This window comes from Pseudactinotalea sp. Z1732, from assembly GCF_049724975.1.
In the GTDB taxonomy this organism is placed as follows: Bacteria; Actinomycetota; Actinomycetes; order Actinomycetales; family Beutenbergiaceae; genus CALKWS01.
The window spans coordinates 227775-247501 of sequence record NZ_JBMPQC010000005.1 but is presented as its reverse complement, the minus strand read 5'-3'; the positions used below and the strand labels follow the sequence as shown (position 1 = coordinate 247501).

The following is a 19727-nucleotide window of genomic DNA, read 5'->3' as shown; positions in this document are numbered from 1 at the left end:
CCACCGCCCCGACAGCACCCCCGATCTCGTACTGAAGGAGCAACATGAGCACCACCCCAGAGGCGATCAACGCCGCCACCTCCTACGCGATGTACTCGGTGTTCCGCGTCACCGAAGCGGTCCCGGCCGACGACGAGGACCGCGCCCTGGTGGTGCGCAACGCCCTGGCCGCGCTGGACCTCATCGACGGGCTGCAGGTGCGGGGCTGGTACGACGTGGCCGGGTACCGGGCCGATGCCGACCTGATGGTGTGGTGGTGGGCCGAGGACGTCGAGGTCGTCCAGGAGGCCTACCAACGGCTCCGTGCGAGTGCGCTCGGAGCCATGCTGGAGCCGGTGTGGTCCCAGATCGGCACGCACCGGCCGGCGGAGTTCAACCGCGCCCACGTGCCGGCGTTCCTCTCCGGGGAGGCGCCGCGCGGGTACCTGTGCGTGTACCCGTTCGTGCGCAGTTACGACTGGTACCTGCTGCCCGAGGCCGAGCGCAGCACCATGCTGCGTGACCACGGCATGGCCGCCCGCGATTACGGCGACGTACGGGCCAACACCATCTCCGCCTTCGCCCTGGGGGACTACGAGTGGTTGCTCGGGTTCGAGGCCGACGACCTGGGCCGGATCGTGGACCTGATGCGTGAGTTGCGGGCCACCGAGGCCCGCCGGCACGTGCGCGAGGAAGTGCCCTTCTTCACCGGCCCGCGCCGGGAACTGGCCGAGATCGTCGACCGGCTGCCGCGCGCCTGACCAGTCGGGGCCGCGGGGCGCTCACCCGGTACCGTGCCCGCCGCCTGTGGCCCATGGCGGGATGCGGTCATCGATCGCCTGTGAGCGCTGCTTGCACCCATGGTGGGCTGCGTCGTCGGTGATCGCTTGCACCCATGGTGGGCTGCGTCGTCGTCGGCCTCCGGCCTCCGGCCGCCGGCCGGATGTGACCCGCAGACGCGGGCACCACCGGAAACCCAGTCGCTTTTCATGGTTTCCGCACTGGCGCCTAAAGAGCGCGTTTATTTCGCAAAACTAAGGTCAAGACCTTTACTTAGCGAAACTAACGATGTAGTATCTCCGCAGTGAGCATTTCTCCTGCCCCCAAGCACCCCGGCCCGAGGGTGGCCGACGTCGGGTTCCCGACGCGGCTGCGCATGACGCTGCTGAAACTCACCCGCAGTCTGCGGGCCCAGCGGTCCATGTCGATCCCCGAGGGTCAGCACGCCGTGCTCGCCACGGTGGTGGCACTGGGTGCGATGACCCCGGGAGAGCTCGCTGAACGTGAGCACGTGCGACCACCGTCGATGACGCGCACCGTGCAGTGTCTGGTCGATGCCGGCCTGGTGGAGCGCACCACCCATCCCGAGGACCGCCGCCAAGTGCTCATCACGCCCACCGACGCCGGTACCGAACTGGTCAAAGAGACCAGGCGCCGCCGCGATCAGTGGCTGTCCAAACGACTCGCAACCTTGACCCCCGCCGAGCGCGCAACGCTCACCGAGGCAGAGAAGATCCTCAGGAGGCTCTACAACCAGTGAGCTCGATATTCGCCTCACTCCGTCTGTACAACTACCGAATCTGGTTCATCGGCGCCCTGGTCGCCAACGTGGGCACCTGGATGCAGCGGGTGGCCCAGGACTGGCTGGTCCTTGCCGTGCTGCCCGAAGGTTCGGCGATCCACGTTGGAATCGTCACCGGCCTGCAGTTCCTCCCGATTGTGTTCATCAGCCCCTTCGCCGGGCTGATCGCCGACCGGGTGGACCGGCGCAAGATGCTGATGATGACCCAGGCCGCAATGGGCGTGCTCGCCCTGGCCCTGGGCGCCCTGGTGCTGCTGGGTACCGCCCAGGTGTGGCACGTGTACTTCTTCGCACTGGCCCTGGGTGTGCTCAGCGCCTTCGACGCCCCGGCCCGGCAGGTGTTCGTCTCCGACATCGTGCCCACGTCCTCCCTGGCCAACGCGGTGGCGCTGAACTCCGCCTCCTTCAACGCCGCCCGCCTGGTGGGCCCCGGCGTCGCCGGCCTGCTGATCGCGGTGGTGGGCACCGGCTGGGTGTTCATGCTCAACGCGCTCACCTTCGCCGCCACCATCGGGGCGATGCTGGCGATGAAGTCCGAGTTGCTGCAGCGCCGCGACCGTCCCGTACGAGCCAAGGGGCAACTGCGCGAGGGCCTGCGCTACGTGCGCGGGCGCAGCGACATCATCACGATCATGATCGTGGTGTTCGTGATCGGTGGTCTGGGCCTGAAGTTCCAGATGACCTCGGCGGTGATGGCCCACGACGAGTTCGGCATGGGTGCGGGGGAGTACGGGGTGCTCGGGTCGATCCTGGCGATCGGATCCCTGGCCGGTGCGTTGATGGCCGCCCGGCGCCAGCGCCCGCGGCTGCGCCTGGTGCTGGGCGCGGCCTTCGGGTTCGGGATCAGTTCCGGGGCGATGGCGCTGATGCCCACCTACGAGCTCTTCGCCCTCAGCGCGATCCCGGTGGGCTACTTCTCCCTGACCATGCTGACCTCGGCCAACGCCGCCATCCAGATCACCACCGACCCCAACGTGCGCGGCCGGGTGATGAGCCTGTACCTGGTGGTCTTCTTCGCCGGGAACCCGATCGGCGGGCCGGTGGTGGGCTGGATCGCGGAGAACTGGGGCGCCCGCTGGGCGATCGGCATCGGTGCGATCGCCGCCATCCTGGTGGCGGGGATCGCCGCTCTGTGGACCGTGAAGCGGGAGGACGTGCGGGTGCGTTACCGCCTCCGGCAGCGTCCGCACCTGCTGGTGCAGAACCGCCACGAGCAACTCGACGCCGCGCGGGCCCGCGAGGAACTCAGGACCCAGGAGGGCGTGAACGCCGGCAGCGCCGCCTGACCGGGGGGCTGACCAGCACCGCCTGCCCAGCGTCGCCTGCCCGGCCGGCTGACCAGCACCGCCCTCAGCCTCCTGGCGCTCCTGCGGGAGCGCCGGGTCAGCGGACCTGGACCACCACTTTCCCGAGCGCGCGGCCGGCGCCCACGTACGTCAGCGAAGAGGCGCACTGGACCGAAGCGACTACAGACGCTCGACGACGTAATCCAGGCAGGCGGTCAGCGCTGCGGCATCCTCGGGGGTCACCGAGGGGTAGGTGCCGATCCGCAACTGGTTGCGCCCGAGTTTGCGATAGGGCTCGGTGTCGACGATGCCGTTGTTGCGCAGCACCCTCGCCAGCACCGCGGCATCGATGCTCTCCTCGAAGTCGATCGTGACCACCACCGGCGAGCGGTGTGCCGGGTCGGCCACGAAGGGGGTGGCGAAGTCACGCTCGGTGGTCCACTGGTACAGCAGCTGGGAGGACTGCGCGGTGCGCGCCGCGGCGAAGTCCAGGCCGCCCTGGTCGTTCAACCAGTCGACCTGCTCGGCCAACAGCACCAGGGTGGCGATCGCCGGGGTGTTCACGGTCTGGTCCTGCCGGGAGTTGGCCAGCGCCGCGGGAAGGGACAACGACGCCGGCGCCCAGCGCTGACCCAGTTCCTCGACCCGCTCGATCGCGGCCGGGGACAACAGGGCCAGCCACAGGCCGCCGTCGGAGCCCAGGGCCTTCTGTGGGGCGAAGTAGTAGGCGTCGGTCTGGCTCACGTCCACCTCCACCCCACCCGCGGCCGAGGTGCCGTCGACGAGCATCAGGGCACCGTCGTCGTCGACCCTTCTGACCGGGGTGAGGGTGCCGGTGGAGGTCTCGTTGTGGACCCAGCAGTAGGCATCGATCCCCGCAGCGGCCTCGGGGGAGCGGGTGCTGCCGGGTTCGGCGGTGAGGATCTGCGGGTCGGCCAGGAACGGTGCGCCGCTCGCGGCGGCGGCGAACTTGGCGCCGAACTCCCCGGCCCGGACGTGCTGGGAGCGGGTGCGGATCAATCCGAAGGTGGCCGCGTCCCAGAACATCGAGGCGCCACCGTTGCCCAGGGCCACCTCGTACCCCTCGGGGAGGTTGAACAGGGCAGCGAGACCCTCCCGGACGCGGCCGACCAGGGAGCGCACCGGGGGCTGACGGTGGGAGGTGCCCAGCAGCGTGGTGCCCAGGGCGGCCAGCGCCTGGCTCTGCTCCGGCCTGATGCGCGCGGGACCGGAGCCGAACCGGCCGTCCGCGGGACGGATCGAGGCCGGGATGGCGATCGCGGGATCGTTCATGGGCACGATCATCGCAGGTCCGCCGGCCTCGCCAGGAGCGCTGCGGCGCGCGGCCGGCCGGCCCTGGGCGGGAGAGTTGCCGGCAGGGCGCGCAGGAGGTGCGGCGCACCCGGTCCGGAGCCGGACGCCGGGCACTAGGCTGACGGGAGGAATGCGGCGACCACCAAGGGGCAGGCACGTGAGCGACCTGATCGACACCACGGAGATGTATCTCAAGACCGTGTTCGAACTGATCGAGGACGGCGTGGTGCCCCTGCGCGCCCGGATCGCGGAGCGTCTGGGTCACTCCGGGCCCACCGTGTCCCAGACGGTGGCGCGCATGGAACGGGACGGCCTGATGGTGGTCTCCGGTGACCGGCACCTGGAACTGACCGATGAGGGCCTGCGGCGGGCCACCCAGGTGATGCGCAAGCACCGCCTGGCCGAACGGCTGCTGACCGATGTGATCAAACTCGACTGGCCCTACGTGCACGAAGAGGCCTGCCGGTGGGAGCACGTGATGAGCGAGCGGGTGGAGCAGCAGTTGCTCGAACTGCTCGAGCGCCCGCGGGAGGATCCCTACGGCAACACCATCCCCGGCCCCGCCGAGATCGGGCAGCCCGTCGCCGGTGTCGCCGAACTGCCCGGTACGTCCCTGAGCACCGCTATCACCGCCGATCCGGCCCACTACACGCTGGTGCGGATCGGGGAGCCGCTGCAGGTGGATGTGGAGCTGCTGACCGAGTTCGAGCGCGTCGGGTTGGTGCCCGGGGTGGGCTTCCGCGCCCAGACCGACGGCGCAGCGGTAGACCTGACCGTGAACGGACAGAGTCTGGAGCTCACCGAGGACACCGTGGGGCACCTGTTCGTCAGCGCCGCCGAGCCGGGGTGATCCGGTGCCCGTAGCGGGTGTCCGTGTGACGCCCGCGTGCGTTCGGGACGGGGCGCCGGAGGGCCCGCCGGCAGGTGCTCGGTGCCGTGGATCTAGCACAGCCGCAGCCCGCGCGCTCGCTGGGCGGGTCACGAGAGCGGCGTCCTGCATGTGGCGCAGTCCACATTGTGGCGATGACACAGCGTCTCGTCGATCGCGCCGTTGCCTCGGAATTCCACCATTTTCTGGGGACGTAGGCGCCAGGGGCAGATCCTGTGAACCATTTCACAGAACCAATTGTGACCGGAATGTGACTTTTGCCGGGTGCGTCGGGTAACGTCAGCCGTGCTCGTCGTCCCCTCCATCGATGAGTACCCGCAGGCGGCGCCGAACCCTGTCACCGCCAGCAGGTCCCGACAGACGCAATTGACAGGGACGGGGGACCCAACCTTTGGTGCGCGAGCACCTAGGGGTGAAGTCCCACCTGGTTCGCCAGGTAAGACCGGGTGAATCTCCAACCCGAACCCGACAGCTCACCCCGTAGGCGCGTGGAGAAGATTTTGACTCAACGCACAACCGGAGCCCGCCACCGCGCAGCGTGCCGGCCCTCCACCCCCCTGACCGCTTTCGGCACCACAGTGGCCGGCACCACCGGTCGTCGTGCACTGGCCGTAGTTGCTTCCTCCGGACTGGCGCTGACCATGGGCGCCTCCACCGCGGCCGCTGCCCCCCAGGTGTCCAACTCCGCTTCCGGCCTCGGTTCGCTGGCCAACGTGGTGCTCGATGGTGACCGCGACTCCGTCAGCACCTCGCCGACCATCTCGGTCGACGCCGACACCGACTGGTCCTTCACCGCGGCCGTGGTGAGTTCCGAGGCCCCGCCACCACCTCCGCCCCCACCGCCCCCGCCGGCGGCGACCACGCAGCGGCCCACCGCGGCCACCGCCCCGGCGGCCCGCACCGGCAACCGCACCGCCGCTCCGGCTCAGGAGGAGACGCAGCAGGCGGAGGAGCAGCAGGCCGAGGAGCCCGCGAGCGAATCCACGCAGAGCGCCGCACCCGCGTCCGGTTCCGGCTCTGCCGTGGTGAACCTGGCCCGCCGGTACACGGGCACCCCGTACGTGTACGGCGGTAGCACTCCGGCCGGGTTCGACTGCTCCGGCTTCACCGCCTACGTGTACGCCCAGTTCGGTGTCTCCCTGCCCCGGTCGTCCTCGGCCCAGCGCAACGCCGGCCGTGTGGTCTCGGCTTCTGAGGCGCGGCCCGGCGACCTGGTCTGGTGGCCCGGACACGTGGGCATCTACACCGGCAACGGCCAGCACATCGCGGCTCGCAACCCCAGTTCACCCCTGCACGAGGGCCCGATCTGGAACTCGAGCCCCACGTTCATCCGTGTGATGGGCTGACCGGCACACGCACCACTCACAACGGCTCGTCCCGCATCGGGGCGGGCCGTTGTGCTGTGCGCACCGGTGCGTCGTGTACCTGCGTGCCCGTGCGGAGAGGTGCTGGCACAGGCACCGATGAACAGCTCCGATGAGACAGCTATAAGATTTTCCGGCGACATGCCCCGCAACCGTCAGGCTTGTAGCACAATGGTCAAGATCAGCCCAAAAAACGGGGGTAGACCGGTATGGAACGCGAACCCACGATCCTCGTCGGAGTCGACGGATCAGCCGCCAGCCTGAACGCACTGGACTGGGCGTTGGCCCACGCCGGAAAGTCGGGTTGGAACCTGCACCTGGTGTGTGCCTACGCGCTGCCCACCTTCGCCGCCGGAACCATCGACGGCGGGTATGCCACCCTGGACGACACCGCCATCCGCGACGGCGCGCAAGCGGTCCTGGACGAGGCCCTCACCCGCTGTGAGGGCGTGGGTGTGCAGGTGACCAGCGCCCTGGAGACCGGCGACGCGGCCGGAGTGTTGGTGGACCTGTCCGCCCAGGTGCGCCTCGCCGTCGTCGGCACCCGGGGCCGGTCCGGATTCGCCGAACGGATCCTGGGCACCGTCTCCTCGGCGCTACCGGCCCACTCCCACTGCCCCACCGTGGTGGTGCCGCACCGGGAGGGCGAGGACGACGAGGACGCCGGTCTGCCGTTGCCGGTGCGCCGGATCGTGGTGGGCGTGGACGGGTCGGACTCGGCCAAACTCGCCCTGAACGTGGCCATCGACGAGGCCGAACGGTGGGAGGCGGAACTGACCGCCGTGGTCGGTGTGCCGATGGGCGCCGGCGCCGGCCTGCTGGGCTGGCTGCCCTCCGGGGTGGACCGGGAGACCCTGCTGGCCGACGTCAAGACCGGCCTGGACGTCACGGTGGACCGGGCCAGTCAGGGTCGTTCGGTGCAGGTGCGCCGGCACGCCCTGGATGGCACCGGAGCGGCGCTGCTGTCGGAGTTCTCCACCGCGGTGGACCTGGTGGTGGTCGGCTCGCGCGGCCGCGGCGGCTTCACCGGGATGCTGCTGGGCTCCACGTCCCAGACCGTGCTGCATCACTCCCGTTGCCCGGTCATGGTGGTGCCCACCAGCAGCACCGACGATCCCGAGGACCACGCCTTCAACTGGAAGCGGCGCCGGCACTAAGCCGCCAGCCCGCCACCCCACGGCGCCCACCCGGCCCCCGCGGCACCCCCACCCCCACCCCACCCCCAACCCGTCCCTGCGGCGGCGAGGGCGAGCGTGAGCGTCGAGGGCGAGCCTTGGGGGACTCGCCTTCGGCTGGGAGGCTCGCCCTCGGCGGCGGCGGCTATGGCGGCGGCGGAGGCGGGGTGGCGACGGCGGTGGCGTTGGGGTGGCGACGGCGGCGGGGGGGCTACCGGGCGCTGCGCAGCACCCGGCCCAGGGTGTCCATGAGGCGGTCCAGGTCCGACTCGGTCACCGTCAGCGGCGGGGCGAAGCGGATGGTGTTGTCGTGGGTCTCCTTGGCCAGGATGCCCTCGGCGGCCAGCCGCTCACTGACCTCACGCCCGGACAGAGACACCACGTCCAGGCCCATCCACAAGCCGATCACCCGGGCGTCGGTGGCCAGCCCGTCGGCAACCAGATCCTTGGCCGGGCCCTCCAGCCTCGGACCGAGGTCGCGCGCCCGGGCCTGGAACTCACCCGTGGCCAGCAGTTCCGTCACCGCGATCCCCACCGCACACGCCAACGGGTTGCCGCCGAAGGTGGACCCGTGCGTACCGGCGGTCATCACACCGAGCACATCGGCCCGGCCCACCACCGCAGAGACCGGCACGATTCCACCACCGAGGGCCTTGCCCAGCGTGGTCAGGTCCGCGCGCACGCCGAACAGCTCCTGGGTGAGGGTGGCCCCGGTGCGGCCGAGGCCGGACTGGATCTCATCGAGCACCAGCAGTGTGTTCGTCTCATCGCAAGCCGCGCGCACCTGCTCCAGGTAGCCCTCCGGCGGGATCATCACCCCGTTCTCGCCCTGGACCGGCTCCAGCAGCACGGCCACGGTGTCCGGCGTGATCGCCGCGCGCACCGAGGCGGCGTCACCGTAGGGCACGACGACGAAGCCCGGGGTGTAGGGACCGAATCCTTCCCGGGCAGCCGGGTCGGTGGAGGCGGAGATGATCGTGGTGGTGCGGCCGTGGAAGGCGCCGTCGGCCACGATGATCTCGGCCCGGTCGGCCGGCACGCCCTTGACCTCATACCCCCACTTGCGGGCGGTCTTGATCGCGGTCTCCACCGCCTCGGCGCCGGTGTTCATCGGGAGCAGCATCTCGGTGCCGGTCAACTCCGTGACCGCGCCGGCGAACCGCTCCAGATGCTCATGGCTCACCGCCCTGGAGGTCAGGGTGAGCCGGTCCAACTGGTCCTTGGCGGCCCGGACCAGGTGCGGGTGGCGGTGACCGAAGTTCAGCGCCGAGTACCCGGCCAGGCAGTCCAGGTACTCCCGGCCGCTGGTGTCGGTGACCATCGCGCCCTCGGCGGTGGCCAGCTCCACCTCCAGCGGGTGATAGTTCGGCGCCAGCGGTCCGGGTGCGTTCGTGGTGTGGGGGTTGTTCGTCATCGTGCGACCTCCTCGTCGGTGACTCGCGGGAATCACTGGGCTGCGCCGTCGTCGGCCTCACCCGGGCGCAGGGCGCCCAGGGCGGGTAGTGCGCTCGCGGCTGCGTCGTCGTCGGCCTTGGTTGAACTCCGCAGGATCAGGGTGCAGCACTTGGCGCCGCCACCGCCCTTGAGCAGTTCGGAGGTGTCCACCGCGATCGGCTCCAATCCGCGCTCGCGGGCCTGCGCGGCCAGGTTGGTCGCTCCCGGTGCGTGCACCACGTGGGTACCGTCGCTGACGGCGTTCAGGCCCAGGGCCTGGGCGTCGGCGTCGCCGGCCACGATCGCCTCGGGGAACATGCGCTGCAGCACCCGCTGGGAGCCGGGGGAGAAGGCGGGCGGGTAGTAGGCGATCAGGTCATCGCGCAGGATGGTCAGTGCGGTGTCGAGGTGGTAAAAGCGCGGGTCCACCAGTTGCAGCGAGATCACCGGGCGGCCGAAGACCTCCTGGGCTTCGGAGTGCGCGGCGGCGGAGGTGCGAAAACCGGTCCCGGCCAGGATGTACCCGTTGGTGCACAGCAGGTCCCCCTCGCCCTCGTTGGTCTCGGCGGCCTCGACGGGAGTGAACCCGGCCCGGCCCAACCAGTCCAGGTACGCCGGGGCTTCGCCGGCGCGCTCGTTGTGCCGGAACCTGGCGGAGTAGGCGATGCCGCCGATCACGGTGGCACCGTTGGCGGCGTAGACCATGTCCGGGTACTGCGGCAGCGGGTCGATCACGTCGACGGTGTGCCCCAGGTCCGCATAGGTGCGGCGCAGCGTGTCCCACTGGCTCATCGCGCGGTCGACGTCGGTGGAGACCTTGGCGTTCATCCAGGGGTTGATCTCGTAGGAGACCGTGAAGTGCGTGGGTGGGCACATCAGATAGTGAGCGGGCATCGATGCTCCTTCGGTTCGTGGTCCAAGCCCTGGCCTGGTGGGCCCGGTGCCGGATCGCGGGTGCGGCCCCTGGGTGGTGGGCCACACATGTGATTGTCACAGAAACCCGCGCGTTGTGTGGGGGTGGCTGGATTACCGGCGGGGCTGGTGTGTGCCCTACGATCGGTGCGCGAGAAGTGTGGGCCCGGGTTCGCTCCGGCCCGGTGCTGCTCGCCCCCGCCCCCGTAGCTCAGGGGATAGAGCAACCGCCTCCTAAGCGGTAGGTCGCGCGTTCGAATCGCGCCGGGGGCGCTGGAGTTGGGCGCCGGTGCGGGGCACTGGCGGTGGGGCGCGCTCAGCGCCGGCGCGCCGGTCAGCACTAGCCCTTGGGCGATGCGCATCGTCTCGTTGAACGCCAGGGGCGGAACCCGCTTTCCCGAGTTGACGCCGTGGATCAAGTCGTGTGCGGCTGATCTCCTCTGCCTGCAGGAGGTGACCCGCACCCCGGGCGTGCAGGCTGGACGTGTGACCGGGGCCCGCGATCTCCAGCGGGCGCCGAGCAGAGACCCTAGGCTGGAGACATGAAGGTTCTCGTTGTGGTCCTGCTCGTCCTGTGGGTGCTGGTCTCGATCGTGGGGTTCGCGCTGGAGGGCCTGATCTGGCTGGGCCTGATCGGGATCGTGCTGTTCCTCGGCACGGTGATCATCGCCGCACTGCGCCGTAGCGCCGGTCGCAAGAGCGGTGGCCGCCCGACCCCCTGACCGCCGTCACCGCCGTCGAGCGGGCCGGTCCGGTTCAGTCGCCGGCGTGATGCTCCCTTCCACCAGGCCGGCGATCCGGTTCAGCATCCGCCAGGTCATCAAGGCCGAGATCAGGCTGGTCGCCTCCACCGGTGCCCGCTGTAGGCGGGTTCGTGGGGCGTAGCGTTCCCGCACATGCAGGCGGGTGAGCGGGCGGTCCGAGTCCGGATCGTTCAGCGGAACGAGGTGAAGAGTCCAGGTGTAACCCATGCCGGTGTCCGCGAGCACCGGGGTGCCGGCGTTGGTGGCAGCCAGCAGCACCCCGGGATCGACCGCTGCGATACGCAACTGGACCCGAGGGTGCAGGGCCAGGGTGTCGCCGGCCTGGACGTCCTGCCACTCGGGGTGGATCCGGGTGGCGCCGGCGATCTGGCACCCCGCCAGGTTCTCCAGGGTCTCGAAGGAGTAGAACCCTGCCTTGTCCTGCCCGATCTGGGCGAGCCAGGGCCAGATGCGTGCTGGGGCGGCGTTGATCAGAATGGCCCGGTCGTTCTGCACGGTGGCATCCGGCAGCAGGTAATCCCCCGGCAGTGGGGCTGCCGCCTCCTGCGGGGTGAGGCCGAGGCGGCGGTGCGCGCCGGCGATCATCACGGCGGCGGTCGTTACCGCGAGCGAGACGAACGGGGCGGCCGCCAGCCCCAGGATGGCGCGTCGGGTGGACATGAACATCACCTCACCCACCATCGTGGCACCGGAACCGCCGCCCGGACAGGTGCGAAGGTCCTGGGCGGTGTCAACCGCAGCCGCGCCCGGGCGCTGAGCGCGCCCAGCACCACCGGCACGCAGCCCAGCGCGCCCAGCACCATCGGCACGCAGCCCACCGCGCCCAGCACCACCACCCGCAGCCCCCGCTCCCAGCAGGATCAGCGCCCGCCCCCACCGCCGCCACCGCCGCCGCCACCGGCGCCGCCCCCACCGCCGAACCCCGAACCCCCGCTGGAACCGGAGGTGGGCGAGGCAGCGCCGACGAAGGAGTTCATCGACGAGGCGATCGAAGCCACGCTGGGCACCGCTCCGGGATGGAAGCCGACGTACCAACCGGTGTTCACGTGCGCGCGGCCCTGAGCCTGGAGCTCCTCGAAGATCTTCGCCCACCGCTCGGCCACCCCGAACACGATCGCGTAGGGCAGGTACCGGGAGAACACGTCGATGCCCTCCTCGAAGCGGATCTGGTTGGCCTCGGCGGCAGACAGGTACATCTTGAACCCGCGCAACTGCTCATACAAGGCCCGGCCGGTGGCGCTGCGCCGGAACGAGGTGACGAACGTGATCGCGCGCAGCACGAGCCACAGTCCCAACACGATCAGCAGCATGACCGTCAGACGCACCGCTGAGGGCGGCAGCACGTCGGCGCTGGTGCCGACGAAGGCAGTTCCGAGCAGCACCACGGCCGCGGCGATCTGCCAGACCAACGACCGGCCCCGGCGGGTCGGTCCGCTCTTCCGCCGTGCCGACGCCGACACCGGCCGGGTGAACAGCCCCTGGGCGTCGATCTGCTCGGCCACCCGGGTGCGCAGTGTGGTGGTGAGTTTGGTCAGCCGGGAACGTTCCTTGCTCAACCGCACCGTCGGCTGCGTGGCGAACAGGTCGATCAGGACCCGGTCCTCGAACTCGGCCAACTCGGAGCGCCGCTGCGCCGCATCGGGCGCCAGGGTCACGTCCCAGTCCTTGGCCCGGCCGCGCCGGTCGGTCTTCGCCTCCCGGATGGTCAGGAACCCCCGCACGGCCAGATCCACGATGGTGGCAGCCAGCGCGTGCGCGTCGCTGACCTTGTGCTCGAGCCGGCTGGCCACCGCCGGGGCCAGACCCTCGGGGGGCTGGAACCGGACCGTCTCAGGTGGATTGCGCTGCAACTGCGCCACCGGGTGGGTCTCGCGGGCGTGCGGCGGCGGGAAGGTGCCCGGGGGAATCCCGACGAAGTGGTCATCGCGGCCCTGGCGGTACCGGCGCACCAGGAGCAACGCATAGGCCAGGACGACCGCCCCCACCGGCACCGGCCAGTACGTGGTCAGGGTGTTCACGATCGGGTCGGTCACCTGCGCGATGCGTTCCTGGCCGGCGGTCAAGCCCACCACGTCCCCCTCGGCCGGGACCAGGATCGGCTCGATGTCGTCGAAGGTGCCGGCCGGAAACGCCACCGCGACCGTCTGCTGCTGCCCGGGCCGGAGCGTCCCGGTGGCGAACGTGGCGGTGCTGCCCGCGGCCTCGGCGGCGCACGGCTGGTCCGAACCGGACGGGCCCTCCCAGCAGCGGTGATCGGTGATGTCCACCGGCCCGGTCACCGTGGTGGTGACCTGGTCGAAGCGGACCTCCCACTCATCACCGGTGACGTTCCAGAAGAACTCGTCCTGGTCGGGTACCTCGTCGTCGTCGCGGATCGCGTTCAGGGCGCCGGCGATGGTGTACCCGAGTTCGTAGGTCTGCACCCCGGTGCGGGTGTCGTCGGAGCCGTCCGGGGCTCCGATGTCCACCCTCAGGTAGGCCCCGCGCTCGCTGATCCAGTGCTCCGCCGGGGCCCCGGAAGGGCTGTGGACGTCGAACTGGTCGTAGCGGTACAGGCGCATCAGGTCGGGATCGTGCGGCCAGGCGAACCGTTGGGCGAGTTCCCGTCGCAGCCCCAGACCGTCACGGTCGCCGAAGTCCCACTCATACGTCTCGGTGACGTGGACCAGCCCCCCGGCGTCGATCGTGATCTCCACATCCAAGGCCCGGACGACGTCGTCACGGGCGTCGGCCTGCGTCGGTGCGGCCGTAGCGCTCACCCCGGCGACGGTCAGGACGGCGACGGCCACAGCGAGCAGAGCGGATCTCAGCACAGTCATCCGTGCCACCGTATTGGCCCGCGGGCCCGCCCGACCACCATCCCGGGTGGGCAGGAGTGCCCATGGCGAGATGCGTCGTCGTCGGTTGTTGCCTGCCCCTCCGTAGGATCGTGGCGTCCGCAGCAATTCTCGGTGCCCCGGGGTCGACGTCGAAGTGGAGCAAGGAATGAGCCAGCAGCGCCCGAACGCGATTGCGGGTTATGAGGACTGGGCGGACTATGTGCTCGCCGGCGGCGCCGCGGGAGGCGAGGCACCCACCGGCGGGCTCGCCGAGGTGCTCGCGCCCCCGGCCGCACCCACGCAGCTCCAGGTCACCCACGGCGCGGCGACCAGCGCCGAGGGGGTGCGTACCCTGCGCCTGTCCTGGCAACTGGGGTACGGCCCGGCCACCGCGGCCTACCTGTGCACACCCGAGGGTGCCGATGGCCCGCTGCCGGCGATCCTGCTGATGCACTGCCACTCGGGCAACAAGTGGGTCGGCGCCGAACGGCTGGTGGACCTGGGGGAGCAGGACACCCCGGAGTCCCTGGCGCTGCGAGCACAGATGTACGGCGGTCAGGCGGTGGCGAACCACCTGGCCGGGCAGGGTTTCGCCGTGCTGGCCCACGACGCGTTCGTGTGGGGCAGCCGCGCCTTCACCCTCGATCCGCGACCGGCCCGGGCCGATTTCCACCTGCAGGGACAGATGGCGCTGTGGCGCGAGCAGGGCGAGGAGGCCACCCCGGAGCGGATCTACAACACCCTCGCTGCCGACCACGAGCACACCGTGGCCAAAGTCGCGCTGATGCTGGGCACCACCTTCGCCGGGATGGTGGCCCACGACGACCTGGCCGCACTGACCGTGCTGGCCTCCCTGCCGATGGTCGACGTCGATCGGATCGGCACCATGGGGCTGTCCGGGGGCGGTGGCCGGGCGATGCTGCTCGCCTCGCTCAGCCCCCGGATCCGGGCGCACCTGGTGGCCGGGATGATGTTCACGTTCGACTCGCTGCTGCCCGCGCACATCGACGCCCACTCCTGGTTGATGTACTCCCCGGGCATCCTGCGTTACTCGGAGTGGCCGCTGATCCCCACGCACGCCCCCACCCGCCAGTCGATGCACGTGCAGTTCGCCACCCAGGACGCGTTGTTCTCCCCGGCGGGCATGCACGCGGCCGATGCGATGCTGCGGGCCGCGGACCCAGCCGCCGTCGAGTACTCCAGCGCCTGGTTCGACGAGCCGCACCGGATGACCCCGCAGATGCAGGACGACGCCGCGGCGTTCTTCACCCGGGCGCTGGGATAGCGGCCGCTGGGTAGCGGCCGACGGCGCGGGACGGCGCCATGCGCGAGCGGGCGGGGCGACCTCGCCCGATCCGGTTACTGCAGCGTCAGACCCCAGCGCACGTAGTGGTCATCGCCGGGCTCCAGGCGCACCAGGTCATCCCCGGTGCGGAAGGCGTCGGCGACACAGCTCATCGGCTCGGCGGCCAGGCCGGTGCGGCGCGCGGGGCCGGGCAGCTCATCCCCGGTGCACATCTGCCAGCAACCCATGGTCCGGTCCATCCACACCGCCGCGGTGTGCCCGTCGGCCCCGCGCAGACGCAACCAGGACAGGTCCTGGGCGTCGTAGGTGGCGCCGACGAAGGCATCATCGAGCACCGTGCCGCCCAGTTTCCGGGGCTCGCGGAAGTCGAACTCCTCCGGCAGTTCCTGGGTGCCGGTGGGCAGCAACCGGTCGTCGGTGGCGACCCACCTGGTGGCGTCCAACTGCAAGGTGGCCTCATCCAGCCCGCCCTCGCCGGGGGAGAGCCACGGGTGGAACCCGATCCCGTAGGGCGCGGCCGCGCTGCCGATATTGCGGGTGCGCACTTCGATCTCCAGCCCGCCCGGCCCCAGGGCGTAGCGGATCGTGGTGGCCAGCTGGAAGGGGTAGCCGGGCGTGGCCGGGGGTTCGATCATCAGGGTGACGGAGGCCGCGCTGTGGTCGATGGTGCGCCAGCGCTTCCAGTTCACCAGGCCGTGCAGGGCGGTGTTGCGACCGGGTTCGCTGATGTCGAGCTGGTAGTCCACCCCGTCCCAGGTGTAGGCGCCGTCGCGGATGCGGTTGGGCCATGGCACCAGCACCGCGCCGTGGTAGGCCGGTGGCAACTCGTCCTCGGCGAAGGGGACGACGACGTCGCGTCCGCCGGTCCGGAAGGCGCGCAGGTGCGCGCCCACCTCGGTGATCACGGCGTACTGGTCGCCGCGCTGCAGTTCGAAGGCGGCGCCGGTGGGCAGGGGGGCTTCGTTGGTGGTGATGGTCACGGCCACACGATACTCACCGCGCGCGCACGGGGCCCGATGGGCCCACGGTGCCGTCGTACGGGGTCCCCATCGGCTGCGGTGCCGTCGTACGGGGTCCCCATCGGCGGCGGTGCCGTCGTATCGACACGATCCGGGCAGGGCGTTGCCAGCGCCACGATCGACCTGGCATGATGCGTGGAAGCGTTTACGCAGACACCAATGCCGGTGCTCACTGCCGGCCTCCAGGAGGAACTCGATGGCCGACCAGCCCAGTACCCGCCGTTACGCCGTCGTCGGCACCGGACACCGTTCGCAGATGTACATCAACGCGATCCTCGGCGAGCACGCGCCGGTCTCGGAGTTGGTGGCCTGGTGCGATGTGAACCCGGGCCGGATCGACTACTACGACGAGGTGGTCCAGGCCGCGGGTGGCCGGGCGCTGCCGCGCTACGCACCGGACCAGTTGGAGCAGATGATCGCCGAGCAAGCCGTGGATGTGGCGATCGTGACCTCCCCGGACCACACCCATGCCGACCTGGTCTCCCGTTCCCTGCGCGCCGGCGCCGACGTCGTGGTGGAGAAGCCCTTGACCATCGACGCCGACGGCTGCCGCAGCATCACCACCGCCGTGGCCGAGAGCGGCAAGGCGGTGGTGATGACGTTCAACTATCGCTACTCCCCGCGCAACTCCAGCCTGAAGGAGGTCATCGCCTCCGGCCGCATCGGCCAGGTCACCTCGGTGCACTTCGAGTGGGCCCTGGACACGATGCACGGCGCGGACTACTTCCGCCGCTGGCACCGCTACAAGAACTCCTCCGGCGGCCTGCTGGTGCACAAGTCCTCCCATCACTTCGATCTGGTCAACTGGTGGTTGGCCGACGTGCCGGTGCGTGTCTACGCTCGCGGTGGCCTGAAGTTCTACGGCGACCAGGGCGCCGGCATCGCTCAGGCACCAAGCCCGCGACCCGAGCGCGGCACCCCGGCGCCGGGCAATGACCCGTGGACGCTGGATCTACGCGAGGACGAACGGCTGCGCCGGCTCTACCTGGACGCCGAGCACCACGACGGGTACCTGCGCGACCGGGATGTGTTCGACGCCGGCATCACCATCGAGGACAACGTGGCGGTGCTGGTGGACTATGCCGGCGGCGCGGTGATGACCTACTCCCTGAACGCCCACGCGCCCTGGGAGGGCTACCGCGTCACCGTCAACGGCACCAAGGGCCGGGCCGAGTTGGAGGTGGTTGAGCGCGGTTCGGTGGCGATGACCGCCGAGGGCGTGCTGGACCCGAGTGCCCGGGAGGCGCAGGACAGTGACGCGCTGCGACCCAAGGGGGAGCACCTGGTGGTGCAGGAGCACTGGCAGCGTGCCACCGAGCACCCGATCCCGATGGGGCAGGGTTCGCACGGTGGCGGCGACGCGATCTTGCTCTCCGACGTCTTCCGCGGCCCGGGGGAGGATCCGCTCGGCCGCCCGGCGGGCTACACCGACGGCATCCACGCGGTCTCGGTGGGCATCGCCGGCAACGAGTCCCTGCGTACCGGCGCCCCGGTGGACATCGCCGACCTGCGCCTCAACGACGCGACCTGACCGCCCGGTCCGGGACGGGCAAATGTTTCGGTTCTGCATCAATCGCCGCGGTAGCCACCAGGGGCTGTTGCGGTGGGATGCCTCGTGCTACTCTCTGCGAAAGCGTTTACGCACACGACCAACAAAGAGTCAGATCATCGGAGTGGATGGCCGCGTGAGCGGGCTCCACCACCCAGAGCGACAAGGAAGCCGCATGATGGAAATGGACCCGATCGGCACCCGCTGGTGCCGGAATGTTTCGGGGGGTGGGTAATGGCTGCTTTAGGTGAGTTGTCGAAATTGCGGTCAAAGGCGGGGCGGCCTACGCGCTCTCCGTCGGAACGTAATGACGGTAAGGCGGCGGTGTTCTTCCTGGGGCCGTGGTTCGTGGGCCTGGCGTTGATTGTGGCGGGGCCGTTGGTGGCGTCGTTGTATCTGTCGTTCACCGATTACGACTTGTTGTCCGATCCGAATGTGATCGGGCTGGACAACTACGTGCGGATGTTCAACGATCCGCGGCTGATCCAGGCGTTGTTCGTGACGTTCTCGTATGTTTTCATCTCGGTGCCGTTGCAGTTGGGTGCGGCACTTGGGTTGGCGTTGATCCTGGACAAGGGGTTGCGCGGGCTGTCGTTGTACCGGTCGGTGTACTACCTGCCCTCGCTGCTGGGGTCCTCGGTGGCGATCGCGATCTTGTGGCGCCAGATCTTCGGTACCAACGGGTTGGTGAACCAGGTGCTGGAGTGGTTCAACGGTGTGCAGCCGTTGATCCAGATCGGTACCCAGGGGTGGGTGTCTCACCCGGACTACGCGTTGGGCACGTTGATGATCTTGAACGTGTGGACGTTCGGGTCCCCGATGATCATCTTCCTGGCCGGGCTGCGGCAGATCCCGGAGATGTACTACGAGGCGGCCAGCATCGACGGGGCGAGCAAGATCCGCCAGTTCCGCTCGATCACGATCCCGATGCTGACCCCGATCATCTTCTTCAACCTGGTGCTGCAGGTGATCAACGCCTTCCAGACCTTCACCCAGGCCTACATCGTCTCCAACGGCACCGGTGGCCCGGTGGACTCCACGTTGTTCTACACCCTGTACCTGTACCAGCAGGGCTTTGCGAACTTGAACATGGGTTATGCCAGCGCGATGGCGTGGTTGCTGTTGATCATCGTCGCGGCGATGACGGCGATCAACTTCTTCGCCTCGAAGTATTGGGTTTTCTACAATGACTGACTCCACCACCCGCCAGCCCGGCGCCGGCGCCGCACAGGCCGTGATCGGTCCCGCCGAGCCCACCGAGCGGCCGAAGTCGAACGTGCGCAGGATCCCCCCGGCGGTGCGGGTCCGCAAGGTCGGCAAGCACCTGCTGCTCATCGCCTTCGGGGCGTTGATGATCTACCCGCTGTTGTGGATGATCTCCTCCTCCTTCAAGCCCGATGCGTTGATCTTCCGCGAGCCGGGCCTGATCCCGGGGGAGTTCACCACCGACAACTACGTCCACGGGTGGAACGCGCTGTTGCACCCCTTCTCCCACTATCTGCTCAACTCCACCATCGTGGTGGCCGGGGCGGTGCTGGGGAACCTGGCCTCCTGCGCGCTGGCCGCCTACGCCTTCGCCAGGTTGAACTTCAAATTCCGCGGCCTGTGGTTCGCGATCATGCTGATGTCGATCATGCTGCCGATCCACGTCATCATCGTGCCCCAGTACGTGTTGTTCTCCGAGCTGGGCTGGATCAACACCTTCCTGCCCCTGATCGTGCCCAAACTCCTGGCCACCGACGCCTTCTTCGTCTTCCTCATGGTCCAGTTCTTCCGCGGCATCCCCAAGGAACTCGACGAAGCCGCCCGTATCGACGGCGCCGGACACCCCCGCATCTTCTTCCAGATCATGCTGCCGCTATCCACCCCGGCGCTGGCGACCACCGCGATCTTCACCTTCATCTGGACGTGGAACGACTTCTTCTCCCAGTTGATCTTCCTGACCAGCCCGGACCGCTACACGGTGCCCATCGCCCTGCGGACCTTCCTGGACTCCACCGGACAATCCTCATGGGGTGCGATGTTCGCGATGTCCATCGTCTCCCTCATCCCCCTCTTCATCGTCTTCCTCCTGGGCCAGCGATATCTCGTCCGAGGCATCGCCACCACCGGAATCAAATAGGAAGCACACCGAATGAGTCACGAACCCGACAAAACGAAAGCGAACTCGATGCAGAGACAACATTCGCGCTGACGGGAAGAAAGTCAGAAATAACGCACCGCACACACCGATTCAAGATATTTCACGAATACCCCGAGTGCGCAGTCATGCCCCGACGGGTAACCGTGCACTAACCGAGACCGGCGGAACGGCGTCACCGCCTCATGACCATGA

General features: G+C 69.4%; 17 protein-coding genes, 1 tRNA gene and 1 riboswitch. Of the genes, 12 read left to right on the top strand and 6 right to left on the bottom strand.

Annotated elements, in window-relative coordinates:
- Positions 1 to 44 precede the first annotated feature (44 nt).
- From hemQ to ACPL7H_RS11860, 3 genes are all read left to right on the top strand, one after another.
- A complete protein-coding gene (gene hemQ, locus ACPL7H_RS11870) occupies positions 45 to 740 on the top strand; it encodes a hydrogen peroxide-dependent heme synthase (RefSeq protein ID WP_424797115.1) in 696 nt (231 codons plus the stop codon).
- Between the two features lie 323 nt (positions 741 to 1063).
- Positions 1064 to 1519, top strand: a complete 456-nt coding sequence (locus ACPL7H_RS11865; protein ID WP_424787367.1) for a MarR family winged helix-turn-helix transcriptional regulator — start codon at positions 1064 to 1066, stop codon at positions 1517 to 1519.
- Positions 1516 to 2847, top strand: coding sequence for an MFS transporter (locus ACPL7H_RS11860; RefSeq protein WP_424787368.1), 1332 nt, complete (start codon positions 1516 to 1518; stop codon positions 2845 to 2847). Before ACPL7H_RS11865 ends, ACPL7H_RS11860 begins: the two co-directional genes overlap by 4 nt.
- 180 nt (positions 2848 to 3027) lie before the next feature.
- On the opposite strand, the gene serC is transcribed toward ACPL7H_RS11860, so the two are convergent.
- On the bottom strand, positions 3028 to 4140 hold the full coding sequence (serC, locus tag ACPL7H_RS11855; protein WP_424797114.1) for a phosphoserine transaminase: 1113 nt from the start codon (positions 4138 to 4140) through the stop codon (positions 3028 to 3030).
- A 178-nt stretch (positions 4141 to 4318) separates the two neighbouring features.
- On the opposite strand from serC, the gene ACPL7H_RS11850 reads away from it, so the two are divergent.
- From ACPL7H_RS11850 to ACPL7H_RS11840, 3 genes are all read left to right on the top strand, one after another.
- Positions 4319 to 5011 carry an iron dependent repressor, metal binding and dimerization domain protein gene (locus tag ACPL7H_RS11850; RefSeq protein WP_424797113.1) on the top strand — a complete coding sequence of 231 codons (693 nt, stop codon included), beginning with the start codon at positions 4319 to 4321 and terminating at the stop codon, positions 5009 to 5011.
- 370 nt (positions 5012 to 5381) lie between these two features.
- Positions 5382 to 5551, top strand: a riboswitch (cyclic di-AMP (ydaO/yuaA leader).
- Positions 5551 to 6396, top strand: a complete 846-nt coding sequence (locus ACPL7H_RS11845) for a C40 family peptidase (protein ID WP_424797112.1) — start codon at positions 5551 to 5553, stop codon at positions 6394 to 6396. (Overlaps the previous riboswitch by 1 nt.)
- Before the next feature lie 227 nt (positions 6397 to 6623).
- Entirely contained in the window at positions 6624 to 7571 is a 948-nt protein-coding gene (locus ACPL7H_RS11840) for a universal stress protein (RefSeq protein ID WP_424797111.1), read from the top strand.
- A gap of 229 nt (positions 7572 to 7800) precedes the next feature.
- Here the strand turns inward: ACPL7H_RS11840 and rocD are convergent, their stop codons facing one another.
- Positions 7801 to 9003: an ornithine--oxo-acid transaminase gene (gene rocD, locus ACPL7H_RS11835; protein ID WP_424797110.1), complete on the bottom strand. Its 1203-nt coding sequence runs from the start codon at positions 9001 to 9003 to the stop codon at positions 7801 to 7803.
- A gap of 32 nt (positions 9004 to 9035) precedes the next feature.
- On the bottom strand, positions 9036 to 9917 hold the full coding sequence (gene ddaH, locus ACPL7H_RS11830) for a dimethylargininase (RefSeq protein ID WP_424797109.1): 882 nt from the start codon (positions 9915 to 9917) through the stop codon (positions 9036 to 9038).
- Positions 9918 to 10135: 218 nt separating this feature from the next.
- On the opposite strand from ddaH, the gene ACPL7H_RS11825 reads away from it, so the two are divergent.
- Together ACPL7H_RS11825 and ACPL7H_RS11820 are read left to right on the top strand one after the other, a co-directional pair.
- Positions 10136 to 10208 (top strand) — tRNA-Arg (locus tag ACPL7H_RS11825).
- A 269-nt stretch (positions 10209 to 10477) separates the two neighbouring features.
- On the top strand, positions 10478 to 10657 hold the full coding sequence (locus tag ACPL7H_RS11820; RefSeq protein WP_424797108.1) for a hypothetical protein: 180 nt from the start codon (positions 10478 to 10480) through the stop codon (positions 10655 to 10657).
- 6 nt (positions 10658 to 10663) lie between these two features.
- Here ACPL7H_RS11820 and ACPL7H_RS11815 read toward each other — a convergent pair whose 3' ends face one another.
- Positions 10664 to 11359, bottom strand: coding sequence for an SRPBCC family protein (locus tag ACPL7H_RS11815; RefSeq protein WP_424797107.1), 696 nt, complete (start codon positions 11357 to 11359; stop codon positions 10664 to 10666).
- 200 nt (positions 11360 to 11559) lie between these two features.
- Positions 11560 to 13518, bottom strand: coding sequence for a DUF2207 domain-containing protein (locus ACPL7H_RS11810; protein ID WP_424797106.1), 1959 nt, complete (start codon positions 13516 to 13518; stop codon positions 11560 to 11562).
- Positions 13519 to 13684: 166 nt separating this feature from the next.
- Between ACPL7H_RS11810 and ACPL7H_RS11805 the strand changes: the two genes are divergently transcribed.
- A complete protein-coding gene (locus tag ACPL7H_RS11805) occupies positions 13685 to 14803 on the top strand; it encodes an acetylxylan esterase (protein ID WP_424797105.1) in 1119 nt (372 codons plus the stop codon).
- Between the two features lie 74 nt (positions 14804 to 14877).
- Here the strand turns inward: ACPL7H_RS11805 and ACPL7H_RS11800 are convergent, their stop codons facing one another.
- Positions 14878 to 15804 carry an aldose 1-epimerase family protein gene (locus ACPL7H_RS11800; RefSeq protein WP_424797104.1) on the bottom strand — a complete coding sequence of 309 codons (927 nt, stop codon included), beginning with the start codon at positions 15802 to 15804 and terminating at the stop codon, positions 14878 to 14880.
- Between the two features lie 235 nt (positions 15805 to 16039).
- Between ACPL7H_RS11800 and ACPL7H_RS11795 the strand changes: the two genes are divergently transcribed.
- The 3 genes from ACPL7H_RS11795 to ACPL7H_RS11785 all read left to right on the top strand — a co-directional run bounded on the left by ACPL7H_RS11795 (position 16040) and on the right by ACPL7H_RS11785 (position 19514).
- Positions 16040 to 17374, top strand: a complete 1335-nt coding sequence (locus tag ACPL7H_RS11795) for a Gfo/Idh/MocA family protein (RefSeq protein ID WP_424797103.1) — start codon at positions 16040 to 16042, stop codon at positions 17372 to 17374.
- Positions 17375 to 17626: 252 nt separating this feature from the next.
- Entirely contained in the window at positions 17627 to 18586 is a 960-nt protein-coding gene (locus ACPL7H_RS11790; protein ID WP_424797102.1) for a carbohydrate ABC transporter permease, read from the top strand.
- A complete protein-coding gene (locus tag ACPL7H_RS11785) occupies positions 18579 to 19514 on the top strand; it encodes a carbohydrate ABC transporter permease (RefSeq protein ID WP_424797101.1) in 936 nt (311 codons plus the stop codon). Before ACPL7H_RS11790 ends, ACPL7H_RS11785 begins: the two co-directional genes overlap by 8 nt.
- The last annotated feature ends 213 nt before the right edge of the window (positions 19515 to 19727 follow it).

What these genes read in the sequence shown, in the direction of transcription:
- hemQ (WP_424797115.1), top strand. Translation starts at nt 45, where the DNA reads ATGAGCACCACCCCAGAGGCGATCAACGCCGCCACCTCCTACGCGATG.
- serC (WP_424797114.1), bottom strand. Translation starts at nt 4,140, where the DNA reads ATGAACGATCCCGCGATCGCCATCCCGGCCTCGATCCGTCCCGCGGAC.
- ACPL7H_RS11840 (WP_424797111.1), top strand. Translation starts at nt 6,624, where the DNA reads ATGGAACGCGAACCCACGATCCTCGTCGGAGTCGACGGATCAGCCGCC.
- rocD (WP_424797110.1), bottom strand. Translation starts at nt 9,003, where the DNA reads ATGACGAACAACCCCCACACCACGAACGCACCCGGACCGCTGGCGCCG.
- ddaH (WP_424797109.1), bottom strand. Translation starts at nt 9,917, where the DNA reads ATGCCCGCTCACTATCTGATGTGCCCACCCACGCACTTCACGGTCTCC.
- ACPL7H_RS11820 (WP_424797108.1), top strand. Translation starts at nt 10,478, where the DNA reads ATGAAGGTTCTCGTTGTGGTCCTGCTCGTCCTGTGGGTGCTGGTCTCG.
- ACPL7H_RS11815 (WP_424797107.1), bottom strand. Translation starts at nt 11,359, where the DNA reads ATGTCCACCCGACGCGCCATCCTGGGGCTGGCGGCCGCCCCGTTCGTC.
- ACPL7H_RS11810 (WP_424797106.1), bottom strand. Translation starts at nt 13,518, where the DNA reads ATGACTGTGCTGAGATCCGCTCTGCTCGCTGTGGCCGTCGCCGTCCTG.
- ACPL7H_RS11805 (WP_424797105.1), top strand. Translation starts at nt 13,685, where the DNA reads ATGAGCCAGCAGCGCCCGAACGCGATTGCGGGTTATGAGGACTGGGCG.
- ACPL7H_RS11795 (WP_424797103.1), top strand. Translation starts at nt 16,040, where the DNA reads ATGGCCGACCAGCCCAGTACCCGCCGTTACGCCGTCGTCGGCACCGGA.
- ACPL7H_RS11790 (WP_424797102.1), top strand. Translation starts at nt 17,627, where the DNA reads ATGGCTGCTTTAGGTGAGTTGTCGAAATTGCGGTCAAAGGCGGGGCGG.
- ACPL7H_RS11785 (WP_424797101.1), top strand. Translation starts at nt 18,579, where the DNA reads ATGACTGACTCCACCACCCGCCAGCCCGGCGCCGGCGCCGCACAGGCC.